Source organism: Okeania sp. SIO3B5, from assembly GCF_010692555.1.
Taxonomy (GTDB): domain Bacteria; phylum Cyanobacteriota; class Cyanobacteriia; order Cyanobacteriales; family Microcoleaceae; genus Okeania.
In genome coordinates this window covers 1-17,255 of record NZ_JAAHHG010000195.1, presented here as the reverse complement: position 1 = coordinate 17,255, position 17,255 = coordinate 1, and the positions used below count along the sequence as shown (strand labels likewise).

Below are 17,255 nucleotides of genomic sequence, written 5' to 3'. Positions count from 1 at the left end.
AAAGCTATTGTTTTAACAATTTGTGTTAGTTTCTCAAAGTGAAGAAGGAAGAAGGAAGAAGGAAGAAGGAAGAAGGTAAAATCTGGCATTGTCTAATTTTACTGAAACTCCCGCCTGTTCCCTGTTCCCTGTTCCCTGTTCCCTGTTCCCTAAAATAAGTTTTTGATCTGTCCTAAGTTTTGCTTCGGAAGAAGGAAGAAGGAAGAAGGTAAAATCTGGCATTGTCTAATTTTACTGAAACTCCCGCCTGTTCCCTGTTATACCATTTTGAAAAAAGAATGTTACAAATGATTAGGAGCGATCGCATAATATTAAACATCTATGTCTGGAATACTAAAAATTAATATTACAGAGTCAGAAGAAGTCCTAAAAAAGTTATTGTTATACCAATTTGATAAATGTTTGCTACAAATAGCTAGTGCCGCTACGCGGAAATCATGCATTCAAAAGTCAAAAGTCAAAAGTATTGATTGGTAAGGCTTTTCGGATTTTGTAACTGGTTAGTTATTTCTGCCATCCTGCACTAGGGTATTTATTATAATTTTAAATTCTAAATTTAGAATGCATAATGGATAGATTTAATACCATTTTTGATGTGGCAAATCACCTTTTTCGTGAAACAGAATTTATCTGAAAGTCTTTTTATGGTGCTTATTATTCGTAAAATTATTTTTTCAAAATGGTAGAATTCTAAATTCTAAATTCTAAATTCTAAATTCTAAATTCTAAATTCTTAAATAAATCTACATAAGAAATCAAAAAAAAATCCTTGTGGAGGCAGTTATTAAAAATAACTATCTCTACAAGGAACGATAAAAATTTAGTATTGACAATAGAGGGACTGACCAGTTACAAAATCCTAAAAGCCTTACCAATCAATACTTTTGACTTTTGTACAGGCGTTTTGCTCCGCAACATATAAAGCGGCAGCTTTGCCTCAGCAAATGCCATTCGCCCCTAGGACTTTTAACTTTCGCATAGCTGCACTAACTAGCGACATATTCCCGTACCTTAGCTTGACGACGACGCAAATGGGCCAGAGCTTGATGTTCTAGTTGACGGACTCGCTCGCGACTTAGTTGTAGTCTCTCTCCTACTTTAGCCAAGGACATTTCTTTACCATCCTCAAGGCCAAAACGTAATCTTAATACATTACGTTGTTGATCTGTCAGTTCTCCTAGTAGAGTATTTAAGTCTTGGCGCAACAACTCACGAGTAATATAGTCATCTGGAGAAGATGCTTCGTCCTCTAAAAGTTCTTGCAGTTCGGTGTCCTGATTATCTCCTACTCGTAAATCCAACGATATAGGATGGCGGGCCATCAAGAGATATTCTCTAATTTGAGAAGGTTCTAGTTCTAAAGCTTGAGCAATCTCAGAAGGAGTTGGGTTACGACCCAAACTCTGAATTAGTTCTCTCTGAACTCTTTTGATTTTGTTGAGTTTTTCAGTAATGTGAATAGGTAAGCGAATAGTACGAGCTTGTTGTGCGATCGCTCTGGTAATTGCTTGACGTATCCACCAGTAAGCATAAGTAGAGAATTTGTAACCTCGCATGGGGTCAAATTTTTCTACTCCTCGCTCTAAACCTAAAGTACCTTCTTGAATCAGATCCAAGAATTCCATATTTCGTTTTTGGTACTTTTTAGCGATCGCTACTACCAAACGAAGATTAGCTTCAATCATTTTTTGCTTGGCACGGCGACCATGCTTAATTATTTGGTTTAGCGCTTCTTCACTTAGCTGTACATATTCTGCCCATTCTTGCTGAGTTGCTGCTTTGTCTAGCTTTTCTTCTAATTTTTCCTTTGACTCCAAAAGTTCCATCATGTACTTAACTTTCTTGCCATACACAATTTCTTCCTCGCGAGTCAGAAGTGGTACACGGCCAATCTCATGTAGATAAGTACGAACTGTATCCATTGAGGAGTAGGAGCTAGCAGTTAATTTGTTTGTCTTTTGAGTTTTCTTTTGTTGATTTAGTGTTGACATTTTTTCATAAACTCCTTATTTCAAATATCGCAGTAGTTGTTGTGTGTTCCTACAATAGGAATAATTTAAGATACAGCTACATGAGAATCAGCTTTCCCATCCCGACACAAATGCCATCAAGTGGTGAAAATTTTATCTCAACGTTGGTTGAAGACCCGCGCTCTCCCGTTGGCGGAGCCTAGCGGCAGCTATTAGGGGAGCGTCGTATGGGAAAACCAATCAATTTTGAGGTTTTGTCAATAGTATGTTAGACTTAAAATTTGGCTGCTGGACTAGCAGTGTCAGTGTGTGGAGCGACCGTAAGACCGAAAAGAGGTTCGACCTTGGAGGCTGGTGCATTGTTAGCGCAGCTCCTCTGCAAGAGGCAGCAGAAAGACCTAATCAGCGATGGTTAGGAATCCCGCGCTGTCACGCAAGTGCAGCGTCGGGAGGATGTCAAAGTTGGAACTTTTTTTCTTTGACTCAATGGACTTATAAGATAAATCTGATTTTTACATTTTTTACATTGATAATAATTATGCTTTATTTCTAAAGTAAACTCAGTATGAGTCCGCCTTTCTTTTTTGTAATACAAATCTAGACTAAATTTAAAGGCGGAATATTCATCCTGTAGGTAGAAATTTTAATTTGTCCTTAAAACTGCTAGCACATTAGATTAACTACAATCTCTCTGTCACTATTTCCGCAAAACTTTGGTAAAATTATTCTTCGATTTACTTCCTATACATTGATAATGGCTCAACTAGCTGCTAAGAGGCAACTCTCAGAACAGAGAGATAACCGAACTATTCTCAGCATTTGACAAAAGCCAATCACATATACAAGTCAAAAGTCAAAATTTAAAAGTCAAAGTTTAAAATTTAAAAGTCAAAAGTCAAAAGTCAAAATTTAAAAGTTAAAAGTAATCCCTAACTAAGTTTGAGCATTTATAAACTTCCTCACCTAATTTGCGTAGTGCTATACCACCTAAAAACTATAGATTTTTTTAGTTTTATCTAATTATGTATTACAGTGTAACATGAAAAGCTGATTTTTGCATCAATCACAAAAAATAAATTATTGAGTTAACTTTTTTATGCCCTCTTAGCTCTGTAGAACCCCTAATCATATCTTTGTCGGCGATTCAGTTTTTTTTGCCAGGAGTCATTTCAGTTATCAGTTATCAGTACCTCTCTCTACCTGAAGTAAAGTGAATTGAAATATTGAACTTGATTTTCTCTTAGTCTCATGGATATGGCGCAGGTTTCCTCGCCATCCCACCCTACGGGAAGCTACGCTTTTCATGTTGCGTAGCAAAACGACCGCTTTTTCATTCCCTTGTAGAGCGGTAGCTCGCGGCGCAGCCAAGAGGAGGCTTGAGACCTTATTTTTTGGTCAGGAGTCAGGAGTCAGGAGGTAGAGGGAAGACATAAGGGAAAAAGCTTAAAAAATACTTTCCACTTCTTCCTTCTTCCTTCTTCCTTCTGCTATAAAAGGAGTCAGGAGGTAGAAGGAAGACATAAGGGAAAAAGCTTAAAAAATACTTCCCACTTCTTCCTTCTTCTTTCTTGCTTCTTTTATAAGTAGTTAGAAAAAGCTTCCTCCATCAGAAAACTGATTGATTGGCAGATCTCCTGCCACAATTGGATCGGCTACAGTAACTCCTAATCTGACTGGAGCAAGACTAATAAAACCATCAGGGACACTTGCATTTAAGGAAAAACCTCCAATCGGAATAATAGGTAGCTCTGTATAAGTCAGACGCAACAGATATTGAAACTCTGGTGCTAAAGTTAACTCCGCAGGAACACTTATGGGAGTATTGGTTCCTGGTGAAATAATTGTTACATCTGATGACGATCCCGGTCCAATTCTAGCATTAACACCACCACCACTATTATCGCTAGCTGCAACTAGAATGGCTTGTTGGTTAGCCTCAAGCACAGGAGCATTTGAGGGAAATTGATAAACTTCTAATAAAGGGTCAAAACCATTATTGATACCAATCAGATCGATTGTTAATGGAGTGCCTGGTGTAGCATTTAAGAGATAATCTTCTTTAAAAATGAAACTTGTGTCTTCACGATTTCTCACAACTTCATCACTTCCATCTATCTGTCCATCAAAACTAATGATTTGTGCCTGTGGGATAGGGTTTGGTGGTATTGGTTGAGGGTTTGGTGGAACTGGTTGAGGGTTTGGTGGAACTGGTTGAGGATTAGGGGGTGGCGGAGGACTAATGTTTGCACTTGCTGGAAACAGTGTTAAATCATAGTTACTGGTAATGCCAGGAGCAGTTTGAAAAACATTGATAAAATATTCGCCGGGGGTAAAGAAGGGTGCCTGAAATGCCTCATTTGATGACCCCAGGTTGTTACCACTAGCAATTAAGTTACCATTGCTATCTAATATATCTACATCAAGATTGCCAGTAATATTTTGTAAGGCAACTCCTGAAGCTATAGGTTGGTCAACTGTAACGCGATAGTAGTCTACAGTGTCAAAATCATTAATCGTCGCCGAGCGAGTTATGGGTATTTCGGGAAATATACTGCCTAAAGGAGTTGCTGCGTTTATACTATTATTACTATTATCAGTCATACCAGGAGGATTTACTGGCGGATTTACTGGTGGATTTACTGGTGGATTTACTGGTGGATTTACTGGCGGGTTGTTGGAACTAATAGAGACTAAATCAAGTTGATAATTTGTACCTCCTAGAGAAAAATCATTAAATGGTTGAAATGCTATTACTTGATAGTTACCAGGATTTAGAGGAATAGTAAAATTTTCTGGGGTAGAAAGTGGTTGACTTCCTGATGCACCAGGAATAGGATTTCCATTACTATCATTTATTAAGACATCAGCACTGGTGATAATATCGAACAAGTTAACTTCTAATAATTGAGGTTCATTGATCGTAATATCATAAGAATCAAAACTATCTGCTGCTCCTACAGTGCCGAATAATGAAACGGTAAATCCTGGTACAATATCAATTTGATTAGAATCAATTTGAAGTGCTAAAATTTCTGCCATTGTTGATATTTTTTTTACGTTATGTTGATGAATTCTCAAGCTTTTTAGGCATTTACAAAGTCTTTTAAACTTAAGAAGCTACTATTATTATAGGACTTATTTATGGTTAAAAAGGTTTCAATGGGGAAATAGTCATTTCAGTTATCAGTTATTAGTTATCAGTTGTCAGTACTTCTGCAATAAGGAATATGCTCTTTCTCTTGGTCGATTAGATATGGCGAGGAGACCCGCTCTTGACAGAGCCGCTCCGCTTTATATGTTGCGGAGCAAAACGCCATCTCTCGACCGCTTTTTATCCCCTTAAAAGGGGAGGCTTTAGACCACAATTTTTCGGTAATCAAACATAGCATTACTATTCATAAATGGTATAAAAAATCAGACAACGTAAGATTTTTCCTTCTTCCTCCTTCCTTCTTACCGAATTATTAATTATTAATTATTAATAATTAAATAATTCTGGTTTAAAGCCTCCCCCTTTTAAGGGAAAAAAAAAGCGGTCGAGGGATGGCGAGGAAACCTGCGCCATATCCAATCGACCAAGAGAAGAAATAATATCTCCTTATATTCAATCCTCTCGGTTTTAACCAGAGGTAATTATCAATTATCCATTATCAATTATCAATTAATGAATTCTTCCTTTTACAGCATTTTTTCCACTACTTCTGTTGCTAAACCAAAGGATAAAGTCATTCCTGCTCCACTCAAGGCATTAATAATTGTGACTCCCGTTTCTGGTTGAGCGATAAATTCAGTTTTACCTGGAAGTTTGGCATAAACTCCATGCCAAGTTTCGGCAATTTCTAACTTGGGAACCCGAGCAAACTTTTTCAAATAATCTAATATATATTGATTGATTTGTACTCGATCAAAAGGTTCTGGGTTCAAACCGTATTCATGGGAATCACCAATAATTAATTCACCTGCTGCATTTTGTGACATCATCACATGAATTCCCCACTCAGGAAAATGGGGGGTTTCTTTTTCAATTCTGGTTTTGAGTGCTGCTAAAGATGGGCAGTGAGCAAAGGAAGTGTAATGAGTCAAGGTTAAGCCGCCACATAATGACACACCAGCACGCCAGTTTTCAGGTTGAGGAACTGTTCGCATCATTTGTAATTTAACTTTTGTTATCCCACTGTTGGCAAAAGTATCAGGATATAAAGTTTCAAAGTCAGTTCCACTACAGACAAAAATATGGTCTGCTTGCCATTTTTCTCCACCTGCTGTGAGATAAGGATGGGAAATTTCTGTAACGACTGTGCCGAATTTGAACTCAACATTGTATTCTGCTGATAAGAAACCAGGTATTTTTTTGATTGCTTCTCTGGGATCAACTATTATTTCTGTTGCGCTCCACAATGCTCCTAATAAACCATCGGTAATTACGGCAGGAGTTTTTTCTGCTACTTGTTCGGGTGTGAGCAAAGCTAATGTCTCTTGCTCTTGTTGAGTTGTAGTTTCTATGAATTCCTTGATTACTTGTAGTTCATCTTCTCGGTAGGCAAGATGTAGAGAACCGCATTGATCTAAATGAAAACCTGCTTTTGCTCCGACTTCTAACCAAATTTCTCTTGATTTGAGAGCGCGATCGCGTAATTCTCCCTTTGGCTGTCCAATTGGCCAAATCATACCAAAGTTACGAATAGATGCTCCCACTGCATAAGGGTTTCTTTCAAAGACTACTACTTTGAGACCACGTTTGACAGCTACTAAAGCGTGAGCTAAACCAACGATACCTGCACCGACAACGATAACATCTGTTTGATGAATTTGAGTCATGTATTATTTCCTACTTATTCTAATATAGCGTTTCTCAAGTTACTGAGATAGATTGGACTTATATCACGTCCGGTTGAATAATTAAACTTTGGTGGAAGGAAGGCAGCTATGTATCCCCCCTACCCCCCTTTGAAAGGCGAGGCAGAAGGTTTTCTTCTATTGTCACCTTAATTTTATACACGCTCCGATGCTACCGGACATGATATTCGCACTAACAATAAATATAGGCTTTGTGCGTTACGCTAACGCTAACACACCCTACTGGAATGACATACTTTTCAAGGAGAGTAATTATTAATTATTAATTATTAATTATTAATTATTAATTATTAATTATTAAACATTTTTTCTTTTAACTCTAAGAGCGAGTTGAGTAATCCATCATTGCGGTATTGTGCTAATTGTTCTTTTGTATGAGTACCATTTATTACACCAAAAGTATATAAACAATTAGCATTAATTCCTGCTTCTAAGTCAGAGGGAGTATCCCCTACTTTAACCACAGTTTGTGAGTCTTTTATCCCTAGTTTGTACATAGCTTTTTGAATCATATAAGGTGTGGGGCGACCTTCATTATTATAAATTTCTGTGGGAGTAATAGAGGCTTGAATAATTGATTCTTTGTCTCCAATATAATCACTATTTAAATTTTTATCCCATCCTAAACGGTGTAAGATAATGTTAGTTACTTCTCGATAAAATCCAGTTGTTAAAGCAATTTTTATATTTTGCGATCGCAACCAAGTAAAAATTTCTAAACACCCTTTTGTTGGCTCTACAAACTGAGTTTTATAGTGATTTTCCAGGATTTCTTTGAATTTAGTAAAAGAAGTTTCAACTTTAGTGGAATAATCAGGATGTTCTTGACCTATTTGTGCTTGCCAAAGTGTTTCAAACACTAATTTTTTTGACCATCCCATCATTGAATTTACACGTTCTGCTTTGGCATCAAGTCCTGTAGTTGCAGCAGCTTCTAAAAAACAATTTTGGACTTCATTTAGGTCTCTGACAGTAGTACCTGCCATATCAAACACGACTAAGTTAACTTTTGACATAAGTAAATTGTTTGGAATTAATATCAACACTATAATGGATATTTCCAGAAAAGAGGGAATAGGGAATAGGGAATAGGGAATAGGGAATAGGGAATAGGGAGAAACTTAATAATTTCTGGATAATAATTGATTTTTGGAGATTTCTAATAAAAAGCTTAAAACTCAGACACGCCAAATTTTTCTTTCTTCCTTCTTCCTTCTTCCTTCTGCCTCCTGCCTTCTGCCTTCTTCCCTCTTCCTTCTTCCTTCTGTTATAACTACTAATTCAAAGCTACAATATGTAAGGTTCAATTTTCTGTCCAATTGTATCAAGTATCTAACAAAATTACTAATTATGACGAATCTACCAGAATTTTTTAACCAACGTTATCAAGTTCAACAAGAACTAGGTTGTAATCCAAATGGGGGTCGTATTACTTATTTGTCAACTGATACTACGACAAAAACACCTGTTGTAACTAAACAATATCAATTTGCCAATTGGGCAGAATACGATAGTTATCATCGAGAAATTGAATTACTGCAACAAATCAATCATCCTAGTATTCCGCGTTATCTAGATTCATTTGAAACAGAAAATGGCTTTTGTTTAGTACAAGAGTACAAAAATGCCCCCCCTCTTGATCCAAGACAGCATTGGACAGTAGCGGAAGTTAAACAAATTGCTCAAGCAGTATTAGAAGTTTTAGTTTATCTACAACAGCAAGTACCACCTATTATTCATCGGGATATTAAACCAGAAAATATCTTAGTTGAACGCAATGTTACTCAACTAAAAGTTTACCTAGTAGATTTTGGATTTGCTCGTAGTGGGTATAGTAATGTAGCAGTTAGTAGTGCAGTCAAAGGCACTTTAGGGTTTATGCCACCAGAGCAATTGTTCAATAGGGAACTCACAAAAGCATCAGACTTATACAGTTTAGGTGCAACTTTAATCTGTTTATTAACTAATACAAAATCTAGTGAAATCGGCAAGTTAATTGATGATAGCTATCGAATTAATTTTAAAAAATTGTTGCCAAAACTAGAACCAGCATTTGTTAATTGGCTAGAAAAAATGCTGGAGCCAAATTTAACATATCGCTTCCCCAATGCTGAGATTGCTCTCCAAATGCTGAAATATATTGAGAATACAGGAGATATGAAAACTGAAGCAATGCAATTTGGGAGGAAAAAAACTAGGAAAATATTTGCTGGGGTAGCAACAATTAGTTTGTGCCTAATAGCATTTTCTAGTACCATAGCAGCACTAACAACCTGGGGTGAAAATAAATGGTTAAATTCTCGGATAGAGCAAGAAATATCTCGTTCTAATGCCAGAAAGCAGCATTTGCAGCAGGTTTTATTGCAAACAAATCAGTGTCCTCGGTGTGAGTTAAACAATGTTAATTTAGCTTATGCAAACTTGAAAGATGTTAACCTCAAAGATGCTAGTCTAGAAGGTGCCGATCTCAATAATACTAACCTTGAAGATGCCGATCTATGGAAAGCAAGTTTGGGGGGTATTAACCTGACATCTGCTAACTTATCAAATGCTGATTTAAGAGGTGCTAAACTCAGATATGCAAATTTACAGTCTGCTAACCTCTGGAGTGCTAATCTAGGATATGCTAATCTGTGGAATGTGAACCTGACTCAAGCAAATCTTCGAGATACTAATTTGTGGGGAGCTAACCTTGGTTATGCTAAGTTAGAAAACGCTAATCTGAAAAATGCTAATCTCTTGGGGGCAAATTTATTTAGTGCTGAGTTAGAGAATGCCGATCTCGAAAATGCGAATTTGAAGAATGCTAAGTTAGATGGTGTTAATCTCAAGGGTGCTAAGTTAAAACAGGCTAATCTTAAGGATGCTGTACTGGCAGGATACAAAGGTCATGGTTATCGCAGTGTGAATTTAGAGAATGCCGATCTCGAAAGTGCTAATCTCGAAGGTAGTAATCTCGAAAATGCTAATCTACTGGGTGCTTATTTGAAGAATGCTAATCTTAGGGAAGCTTCTCTGGAAGGTGCGGACTTACGGGGTGCGAATCTTACGAATGCTAATCTCAGCAAAGCCTATTTACGGGGTGCAAATTTGCGTGGGGTTAACCTTCGCGGTGCTAAATTGGACAGTGCAAATATTCGAGATACTGACCTCAAAGGTGCCATCATGCCTGACGGTAGCATTCATCCTTAATGAGAAGTCAAAAGTCAAAAGTCAAAAGTCAAAAGTTAGAAGTTAGAAGTTAGGATTTCAATAATGGATAATGGATAATGGATAATTGATAATTACCTCTCCCTAAAAGGAAGAGGATTGAATAAAATGCGGAGCAAAAAAATTTTCCCTGCTTCCCTGCTTCCCTATTCCCTATTCCCTACTCCCTACTCCCTACTCCCTACTCCCTAAATAGTAAATTACTAACTTCTACAACTTTCAATAAATGTTATAAAATGTTCGTGAAATTCTTCTGTTTCTTTCATATAACAAGCATGACCAGCATTAGTTAAAATAACTTTTTGACAATTTGGCATTAGTTTTACTAACAGGTCTGCTTGTGCTACAGGTACTATGCGATCGTTACTTCCCCAAATAGCTAATGTGGGTAATTTAATTCCTTCTAATTGATTCTGAAAACGTTGAATTCCCACGGTTCCAATTGCTACAAAACCTGCTAATTTATCTCTATGATTAATAACAAAAGGTAAGCTATAACTTCCACTCATAGAAGGAGATACTAAGACTGGAAAATTTAATTTTAAAATCTTTAATAATTCTAGTAAAAAACTTAAGCTAGAAACTGATGTTCTTTTTGAACGACCATATCCGGGAATATCTACAGCAACTGCTCGATAACCTGTCATAGCTAAAAGTTCAAGAGTCCCAATTTCTTGCCATGTCTGAGCGCTAAAACTTGCCCCATGTAACAAAAGTACACTAACCGAATTTGTTGGGCCTGTTTCAAGATAATGAATCCGAGCGTTTTCCAGATTTATATATTGAGAATTAATATTGCTATTCATAATTTGATTGATAATATTTCATTATCTTACAGTAAGTAGATAGGTGTTAAAATTTGTAGTTAGATGAAGGCAGAAGGCAGAGGGCAGAAGGCAGAAGGGAAAAGGTTTCAGAGCTACTTTACTTTTTGTTACATACTTAGTTTTTTTCATGCCTACCTACTTAAGTTTGTCACCTAATCAAGTTACAAACTTATATTTGGAGTTTGAGTAAACAAAGATTAAGATTAAGATTTACTATGGTAATATGATTTTAGTTGTGAGATATTGGATACTTTTGTTTTAGGCAATAGGGAAGAAAAAAAAAGATAATTCCGTATTTCAAGGCTCCTTATTGCAGAGGTACTGATAACTAAAATGACCTGTCCTGAAAAGAAGAGGATTGGCGAAAATTACAGCGTCTCCCGTTGTTATGAGGTACAAAATATTGAGGTTTGAGGTAACAGGGAACAGAAAAGAATAAGAACAAATGTGCCTCATAGCTTTGGGAACTGCTGTATTTTTTTCTTTATTTATTTAGGGTTTGCTGATTAAATCTTAAAGTATTGACTGATATTGGTATTGGCCTTTTTCAGAACTAAAAAAGTACCTAGTTTTTGGCTATTGTTGTCTCAAAATGGTAAAGTTTTGACCCTGAAAATGCCGAAAATTTGACTGTAGCAGATAGTTTAAACTGTTCCCTGTTCCCTGTTCCCTGTTCCCTGTTCCCTTGCTTCACTAGAAGACTTTTTCAGCAAACCCTATTTATTCTTAAAAAAAGAGACTTTAAATCTTAATTATTCGGTCAAAATATGACAAATTTCTGCGGATAAGCTCTGATAATTATCATCAGTAAAAACAGGAACTGAATTAGTCATGCTAATTGTTTGATTTAACTCTATCCAGGAACGACAACCTCCATATTCGCGACGATAAAAAATCTCACAGTTTTGGGAAAGTTTATAAGTTCTTAAAAGTAAAATATAAAGTGGTTGTTGAGGTTTCCATTTTAGGCGATCGCTGACAAATTTTTCATTCCAAATATGATAGATAAACAATTTATTTAAGATAGATTCATCACTGACTGACAAAATATGAGTAATCTCAGCAAAACTGCTTATTTTAATTTTCTCAGGATGCCAACCCGAATCTACAACTTTTACCTGAGTTGCATATTCTGGTTTAAGTAAATCTGGCTGTTGATGTTCAAAGGTTGGATAGAGTAAAACTTGTTTATACGCAACCGTAAAATTACCTTTCTGTTCCCGAATACCACCTTTTCTTAACAACATAATTGTTTGACCTTTTTCTAAAGCATTAATAGCAATATTCCATTCCTTAAGAGCAGCAGTAATAGTTTCCATAGTTATCTATTTCTAGTAATTGATAGGGATATACAATTTAGTTAGGGTTTGCGTATGGAAAATCTTTTTGCTGGGGTAGGAGACAGGAGACAGGAGACAACCCACCCCTAACCCCTCCCAGGAGGGGAAGACAGGAGAAATGGGAATTTAGAAGAGGTAGGAGAAAGAATTGTTCCTTGATTTTTCTGCCCAACTATGCGCCTAAAATACGCTCCTTTTTGAGCATGAAGAGCTGAAAAACAGGTACTTTTTAAAGGCCCCAAAAAGGCTAAAGTCTTTATATGTCAATGCTGGGTGCATCTCATATTTGCAAAAAGACTTTTTTCCTATATATTCCCTATTCCCTATTCCCTGTTGCCTGTTGCCTGTTGCCTGTTGCCTGTTGCCTAAAAGCCATAAATTTTTGGCTTTATTCACGCATTGAGATGCACCCTCAATACTTTTAGATTTAATCAGCAAGCCCTAGTTATACCAATTTGAAAAAAGAATGTTATAAAACTCTAGTTATAGGCAACAGGGAATAGAGATTCGTAGCAAAAATTTATCAAACTGGTATTAATTAGGGTTTGCTGAAAAAGTCTTTTAGTAGGGTTAGGAGACAACCCACCCCTAACCCCTCCCAGGAGGGGAAGACAGGAGACAGGAGACAGGAGGAACGGTGAATTTAGAGGAGGTAGAAGTAAGAATTGTCCCTTGATTTTTCTGCCCAACTATGCGCCTAAAATACGCTCCTTTTTGAGCATGAAGAGCTGAAACAGGCGCACTTTTTAAAGGCCCCAAAAAGCTTAAAGTCTTTATATGTTAATGCTTTTAGATTTAATCAGCAATCCCTAATTATTTATTATAAAACTAACTGGAGAGTACAAAGTTCTTCCCAATAAAAATTTGTGTTGAAGGCTGAAAGTATTACTGTAAAAGCCTTACAGTACTTACAATTCTGAATAAAGAGTTTTTAACCTTTAGATCGCTGAAAGCCTTAATTAGTAATAGTTATTTCAAGAACTTTCCACTGTCTAGATCTAAGCTTAATTGCTTAACTTTTTTAAAATTAAATCTTTTTCCTTCCTTATTTTTTCTGATCAGTGAAAACCACAGTAAAGTCCAATAAATATGAAAAATGACTTTTTTTATATAAATTGAATCCGGAAGTTGCAAAAAATATTAGAAGAGTGATAAGAAGATGTTTTAGAAGTATTTAGTCAATCTACTGAAAAAATATTTTTCCTCATTTTAAAGTGGGGTGAGGAGTTAACGAAGTCATAAGTCAGTAGGGGTGGTTCGCGAACCACCCGTACAGAAGTTATTTTTGTAATGGGGATTTGAGCAAGCCTCCAAAAACCCGATCACCAATCAAGGCGGGATTTTATACTCAATTATTTTGATAAAAACTAAAGAATGGGAATGTATCTACAAGATTTATACACCACTTTCGTAAATATGCTCTAAATATTCAGTGATGAAATGCGGAATGTGACTTGTAAATACTGAAACAAAATAAGATGATTAAACGCCTATTTGACTAACCTAATGTGTCAGCTAGGGAATCAAACATCTACTCCACAAATATCGTACATCAGGCTTAATCAATAACAAAAAATATATGTAAATATATTTGTCTTATTTTATTTGAGGCAGAGATTTTTGATGTCTAAATTATTGCGTAAATATACTGTAATGAATGACATATTCTATATTTTTTGCCTAATTTATAGTCGAATTAATGTTACTGCTTCAATCCAAAAAATCAACCTTAGTTAATTAAAATAAAGAAAAAATACTATGTCAGAAATTGCTCCTAATCCAATTATTCCAGATTTCGGCAACGAAGAACCTATTATTAATCAACCACCAAGCGATCCTGCTGAAATTGGCGCTCCTGTAACAGTTATATCTCCTGACAATAACAACGAGTTTGTGTCTGGTACTAATGGCAGGGATTCGATCTTAGGTATTGATAGAGATAATTTTATTGACAGTGGAGGTGGCGAAGACACTATATTTGGCGGAGGAGGTAGCGATACGGCCTTTGCAAGAAGAGGTGATGATTGGGTAGATGGTGGAGAGGACGATGATGAACTTCACGGTAACCGGGGGTCTGATACTGTATTTGGCGGAGAAGGTAACGATACGGCCTACGGAGGAAGAGGTGATGATTGGGTAGATGGTGGAGAGGGCGATGATGAAGTTCATGGTAACCGAGGTTCTGATACGGTTAGAGGTGGTGATGGAAATGATACTGTATTTGGAGGTAGAGATAATGACTTGGTGAGAGGTGAAGAAGGAGATGACCAAGTTTTTGGAGGTCAAGGGTTTGATAATGTTAGAGGTGGTACCGGAAATGATAGCGTCTATGGTGGTAGAGATGATGACTTAGTTCTTGGAGAAGAAGGAAACGATCTGGTTTCGGGAAACCGTGGTAATGATACTGTGCTTGGTGGAACAGGTGATGATATGGTTTACGGTGGTAAAGGGGACGATCTCATTGACGGTGGTGCAGGTAATGACCTCTTAGAAGGCGGTAGAGGAGCAGATATTTTCCATTTTGAGTTTTTCGAGTCAGAGACATTTATTCAAGATGGTACTCAGGTATTTGGTTTCGATACTCTCAACAATTTTGTTCCTGGAGACTCTGGAGTAGACACTCTCACTGACTTTACTCCAGGAGAAGACAAAATACAGCTTGATGGTAATAGCTTTGATGAGTTAATTGGGCCTGGTGGTACTTTCAATCCTGACGAATTTACTACTCTTGATGAATTCGATCAAAATCAAGATGCAAACTTAGTATACGACTCAGACCAAGGTTTGATGTACTATATTGATGAAAACAATAATGCTATACAATTCCTGCAATTAGACAGTAATTTAGATATTACTGGTGATGATTTTGAAACTATCTAATTACTTATATCAAGTCATGTTATCCGCCAAGCCAAGAAATAAATTTCTTGGCTCACAGCAGAAGTCATCTAAAGATGACTAAAGATGGTTAACTTATTATGGCGTTCTTAATGAGACTTGATATTACAGTAGATTTCATTAAGCGTGAGGTACACCCGTTGCGGGCAAGATGCTATGGCGGGCAAGATGCTATGGCGGGCAAGATGCTATGGCGGGCAAGATGCTATGGCGGGCAAGATGCTATGGCGGGCAAGATGCTATGGCGGGCAAGATGCTATGGCGGGCAAGATGCCCGCACTAAGAATATTTAATTGTTAATCTCTGTACTTTGCTGTAAATAGTTGAGTCAGCAGTCAATAGAGGCAATTAACAGAATGCTCCTAATTACGCGTTTACGTTTGCAAAGCGTCTCTGTTGAAAAGTATTCCGGAATGGAAATCACGTTTACTGACTCCTGATAATATAAACTCAAAGTTCAAAACTCATTACAATGCACTACTATCGAAATATAAGCAGCGAATCCTCAAAAGTATTGAAGTTAGCGGAAGAAAAGGCTTCAAGGGGATTGTTATATCAAAAGCAGGGAAAACTAGAAGCAGCTATATCGTTATACCAGGAAGCATTAAGTTTAGTGCCACATCTCGACTACGTTCAGTATAACTTGGGAATAGCTTTTCAGCATCAGGGAAATTTATCTGCAGCTTATATTCATTATGAACAAGCGATCGCTCATCATCCACAGCATATTCAAGCTTACTATAATATTGGTATTGTTTTACAACAACAAGGTTTACTAGAACGAGCAATTTTTAGTTATCAAAAAGTTATTAATTTATCCCAAGGTAAGGCGGAATATATTTTAATTCGAGTTCAAGCTTATAGTAATTGGGGTAATATTTTAATCAAGGAAGGTAGAGCTTCTGAAGCTATTGAAATATTTCAACAAGCTATTAGTTTAAAACCAGATAATGCTTCTCTTTACAATAACCAAGGTCAAGCATTTTTCGAGCTTGGGAAAGTAGAAAAGGCTATTATTAATTATCGTCAAGCACTGGAACTTGAGCCTCAATTAATAGTAGCTATTCATAACCTCGGAAAAGTTTATCAACAATTAGGTTTACACTCAGAAGCTATTGGTTATTTTCAGGAAATAATCAAGCAGTATCCAGAAAATCTTTCTGCTCATAGTAACTGTGCTTTTTCTTTTCTGGAATTAGGAAAGTTGGCAGCAGCAATACCCCATTTACAGAAGGTGATTAGTCAGAATTTATTTGTGGAAAGTTATTGTGAAAAAGCAGATTTGTTAACAGGATTAGATGAATTAGAAAAAGCAAAAATAGCTTGTGCTAGATTTCTAGTTACACTAGAAGAAGGAAGAAGGAAGAAGGAAGAAGGAAGAATTCAAAACTCAAAAGTCAAAAGTCAAAAGGAAGAAGGAAGAAGTCAGGAGTGGATGGGGAATGAAACTTCAACCAACTATCAATATTCTGTAGATGAGGAGATATTAAATTCAAAAGAAGAAGTTAGAATTCAAAATTCAAAAGTCAAAAGTCAAAAGGAAGAAGGAAGAAGTCAGGAGTGGATGGGGAATGAAATTTCAACCAACTATCAATATTCTGTAGATGACGAGATATTAAACTCAAAAGAAGAAGTTAGAATTCAAAATTCAAAAGTCAAAAGTCAAAAGGAAGAAGGAAGAAGTCAGGAGTGGATGGGGAATGAAATTTCAACCAACTATCAATATTCTGTAGATGAGGAGATATTAAATTCAAAGGAAATAGATAAATTACATTTAGCACAAGAAGTTAGAAGGAAGAAGGAAGAAGGAAGAAGGAAGAAGGAAGAAGGAAGAATTCAAAACTCAAAAGTCAAAAGTCAAAAGGAAGAAGGAAGAAGTCAGGAGTGGATGGGGAATGAAATTTCAACCAACTATCAATATTCTGTAGATGAGGAGATATTAAATTCAAAGGAAATAGATAAATTACATTTAGCACAAGAAGTTAGAAGGAAGAAGGAAGAAGGAAGAAGGAAGAAGGAAGAAGGAAGAATTCAAAATTCAAAAGTCAAAAGTCAAAAGGAAGAAGGAAGAAGTCAGGAGTGGATGAGGAATGAAATTTCAACCAACTATCAATATTCTGTAGATGAGGAGATATTAAATTCAAAGGAAATAG

Annotated in this window: 12 protein-coding genes; 5 read left to right on the top strand and 7 right to left on the bottom strand. The window is 36.5% G+C overall.

Going from position 1 to position 17,255, the window contains the following annotated elements; all coding sequences use genetic code 11:
• Positions 1 to 321 precede the first annotated feature (321 nt).
• The gene (locus F6K54_RS23135; protein ID WP_293082518.1) at positions 322 to 477 is read left to right on the top strand and encodes a hypothetical protein; all 156 of its coding nucleotides are present in this window, start codon (positions 322 to 324) and stop codon (positions 475 to 477) included.
• Positions 478 to 986: 509 nt separating this feature from the next.
• Here the strand turns inward: F6K54_RS23135 and F6K54_RS23130 are convergent.
• The 5 genes from F6K54_RS23130 to F6K54_RS23110 all read right to left on the bottom strand — a co-directional run bounded on the left by F6K54_RS23130 (position 987) and on the right by F6K54_RS23110 (position 8,134).
• A complete protein-coding gene (locus F6K54_RS23130; protein ID WP_293082515.1) occupies positions 987 to 1,991 on the bottom strand; it encodes an RNA polymerase sigma factor, RpoD/SigA family in 1,005 nt (334 codons plus the stop codon).
• 1,566 nt (positions 1,992 to 3,557) lie between these two features.
• Positions 3,558 to 5,009, bottom strand: a complete 1,452-nt coding sequence (locus F6K54_RS23125; RefSeq protein ID WP_293082512.1) for a hypothetical protein — start codon at positions 5,007 to 5,009, stop codon at positions 3,558 to 3,560.
• A 639-nt stretch (positions 5,010 to 5,648) separates the two neighbouring features.
• A complete protein-coding gene (locus tag F6K54_RS23120; RefSeq protein WP_293082509.1) occupies positions 5,649 to 6,788 on the bottom strand; it encodes a TIGR03364 family FAD-dependent oxidoreductase in 1,140 nt (379 codons plus the stop codon).
• Positions 6,789 to 7,117: 329 nt separating this feature from the next.
• Positions 7,118 to 7,843, bottom strand: a complete 726-nt coding sequence (locus tag F6K54_RS23115) for an HAD hydrolase-like protein (RefSeq protein WP_293082507.1) — start codon at positions 7,841 to 7,843, stop codon at positions 7,118 to 7,120.
• A gap of 162 nt (positions 7,844 to 8,005) precedes the next feature.
• Complete coding sequence (locus F6K54_RS23110) at positions 8,006 to 8,134, bottom strand: hypothetical protein (RefSeq protein WP_293082504.1); 129 nt, start codon at positions 8,132 to 8,134, stop codon at positions 8,006 to 8,008.
• 43 nt (positions 8,135 to 8,177) lie between these two features.
• Here F6K54_RS23110 and F6K54_RS23105 point away from each other — a divergent pair, with 43 nt between their 5' ends.
• Positions 8,178 to 10,019: a serine/threonine-protein kinase gene (locus tag F6K54_RS23105; protein WP_293082501.1), complete on the top strand. Its 1,842-nt coding sequence runs from the start codon at positions 8,178 to 8,180 to the stop codon at positions 10,017 to 10,019.
• A gap of 221 nt (positions 10,020 to 10,240) precedes the next feature.
• On the opposite strand, the gene F6K54_RS23100 is transcribed toward F6K54_RS23105, so the two are convergent.
• Together F6K54_RS23100 and F6K54_RS23095 are read right to left on the bottom strand one after the other, a co-directional pair.
• Positions 10,241 to 10,843, bottom strand: a complete 603-nt coding sequence (locus tag F6K54_RS23100) for an alpha/beta fold hydrolase (RefSeq protein ID WP_293082498.1) — start codon at positions 10,841 to 10,843, stop codon at positions 10,241 to 10,243.
• A 773-nt stretch (positions 10,844 to 11,616) separates the two neighbouring features.
• Complete coding sequence (locus F6K54_RS23095; RefSeq protein WP_293082495.1) at positions 11,617 to 12,183, bottom strand: DUF1802 family protein; 567 nt, start codon at positions 12,181 to 12,183, stop codon at positions 11,617 to 11,619.
• Positions 12,184 to 13,962: 1,779 nt separating this feature from the next.
• Between F6K54_RS23095 and F6K54_RS23090 the strand changes: the two genes are divergently transcribed.
• The 3 genes from F6K54_RS23090 to F6K54_RS23080 all read left to right on the top strand — a co-directional run.
• Positions 13,963 to 15,084 carry a calcium-binding protein gene (locus F6K54_RS23090; protein WP_293082493.1) on the top strand — a complete coding sequence of 374 codons (1,122 nt, stop codon included), beginning with the start codon at positions 13,963 to 13,965 and terminating at the stop codon, positions 15,082 to 15,084.
• 158 nt (positions 15,085 to 15,242) lie between these two features.
• Positions 15,243 to 15,395: a hypothetical protein gene (locus tag F6K54_RS23085; RefSeq protein WP_293082490.1), complete on the top strand. Its 153-nt coding sequence runs from the start codon at positions 15,243 to 15,245 to the stop codon at positions 15,393 to 15,395.
• Between the two features lie 179 nt (positions 15,396 to 15,574).
• Positions 15,575 to 17,255 (top strand): lipopolysaccharide assembly protein LapB (locus F6K54_RS23080; protein WP_293082487.1); only part of this gene is annotated, 1,681 nt, incomplete at its 3' end.

Bases quoted from the DNA above. Each gene is read 5' to 3' on its own strand.
- F6K54_RS23135 (WP_293082518.1), top strand. From the start codon at position 322: ATGTCTGGAATACTAAAAATTAATATTACAGAGTCAGAAGAAGTCCTA.
- F6K54_RS23130 (WP_293082515.1), bottom strand. From the start codon at position 1,991: ATGTCAACACTAAATCAACAAAAGAAAACTCAAAAGACAAACAAATTA.
- F6K54_RS23125 (WP_293082512.1), bottom strand. From the start codon at position 5,009: ATGGCAGAAATTTTAGCACTTCAAATTGATTCTAATCAAATTGATATT.
- F6K54_RS23120 (WP_293082509.1), bottom strand. From the start codon at position 6,788: ATGACTCAAATTCATCAAACAGATGTTATCGTTGTCGGTGCAGGTATC.
- F6K54_RS23115 (WP_293082507.1), bottom strand. From the start codon at position 7,843: ATGTCAAAAGTTAACTTAGTCGTGTTTGATATGGCAGGTACTACTGTC.
- F6K54_RS23105 (WP_293082501.1), top strand. From the start codon at position 8,178: ATGACGAATCTACCAGAATTTTTTAACCAACGTTATCAAGTTCAACAA.
- F6K54_RS23100 (WP_293082498.1), bottom strand. From the start codon at position 10,843: ATGAATAGCAATATTAATTCTCAATATATAAATCTGGAAAACGCTCGG.
- F6K54_RS23095 (WP_293082495.1), bottom strand. From the start codon at position 12,183: ATGGAAACTATTACTGCTGCTCTTAAGGAATGGAATATTGCTATTAAT.
- F6K54_RS23090 (WP_293082493.1), top strand. From the start codon at position 13,963: ATGTCAGAAATTGCTCCTAATCCAATTATTCCAGATTTCGGCAACGAA.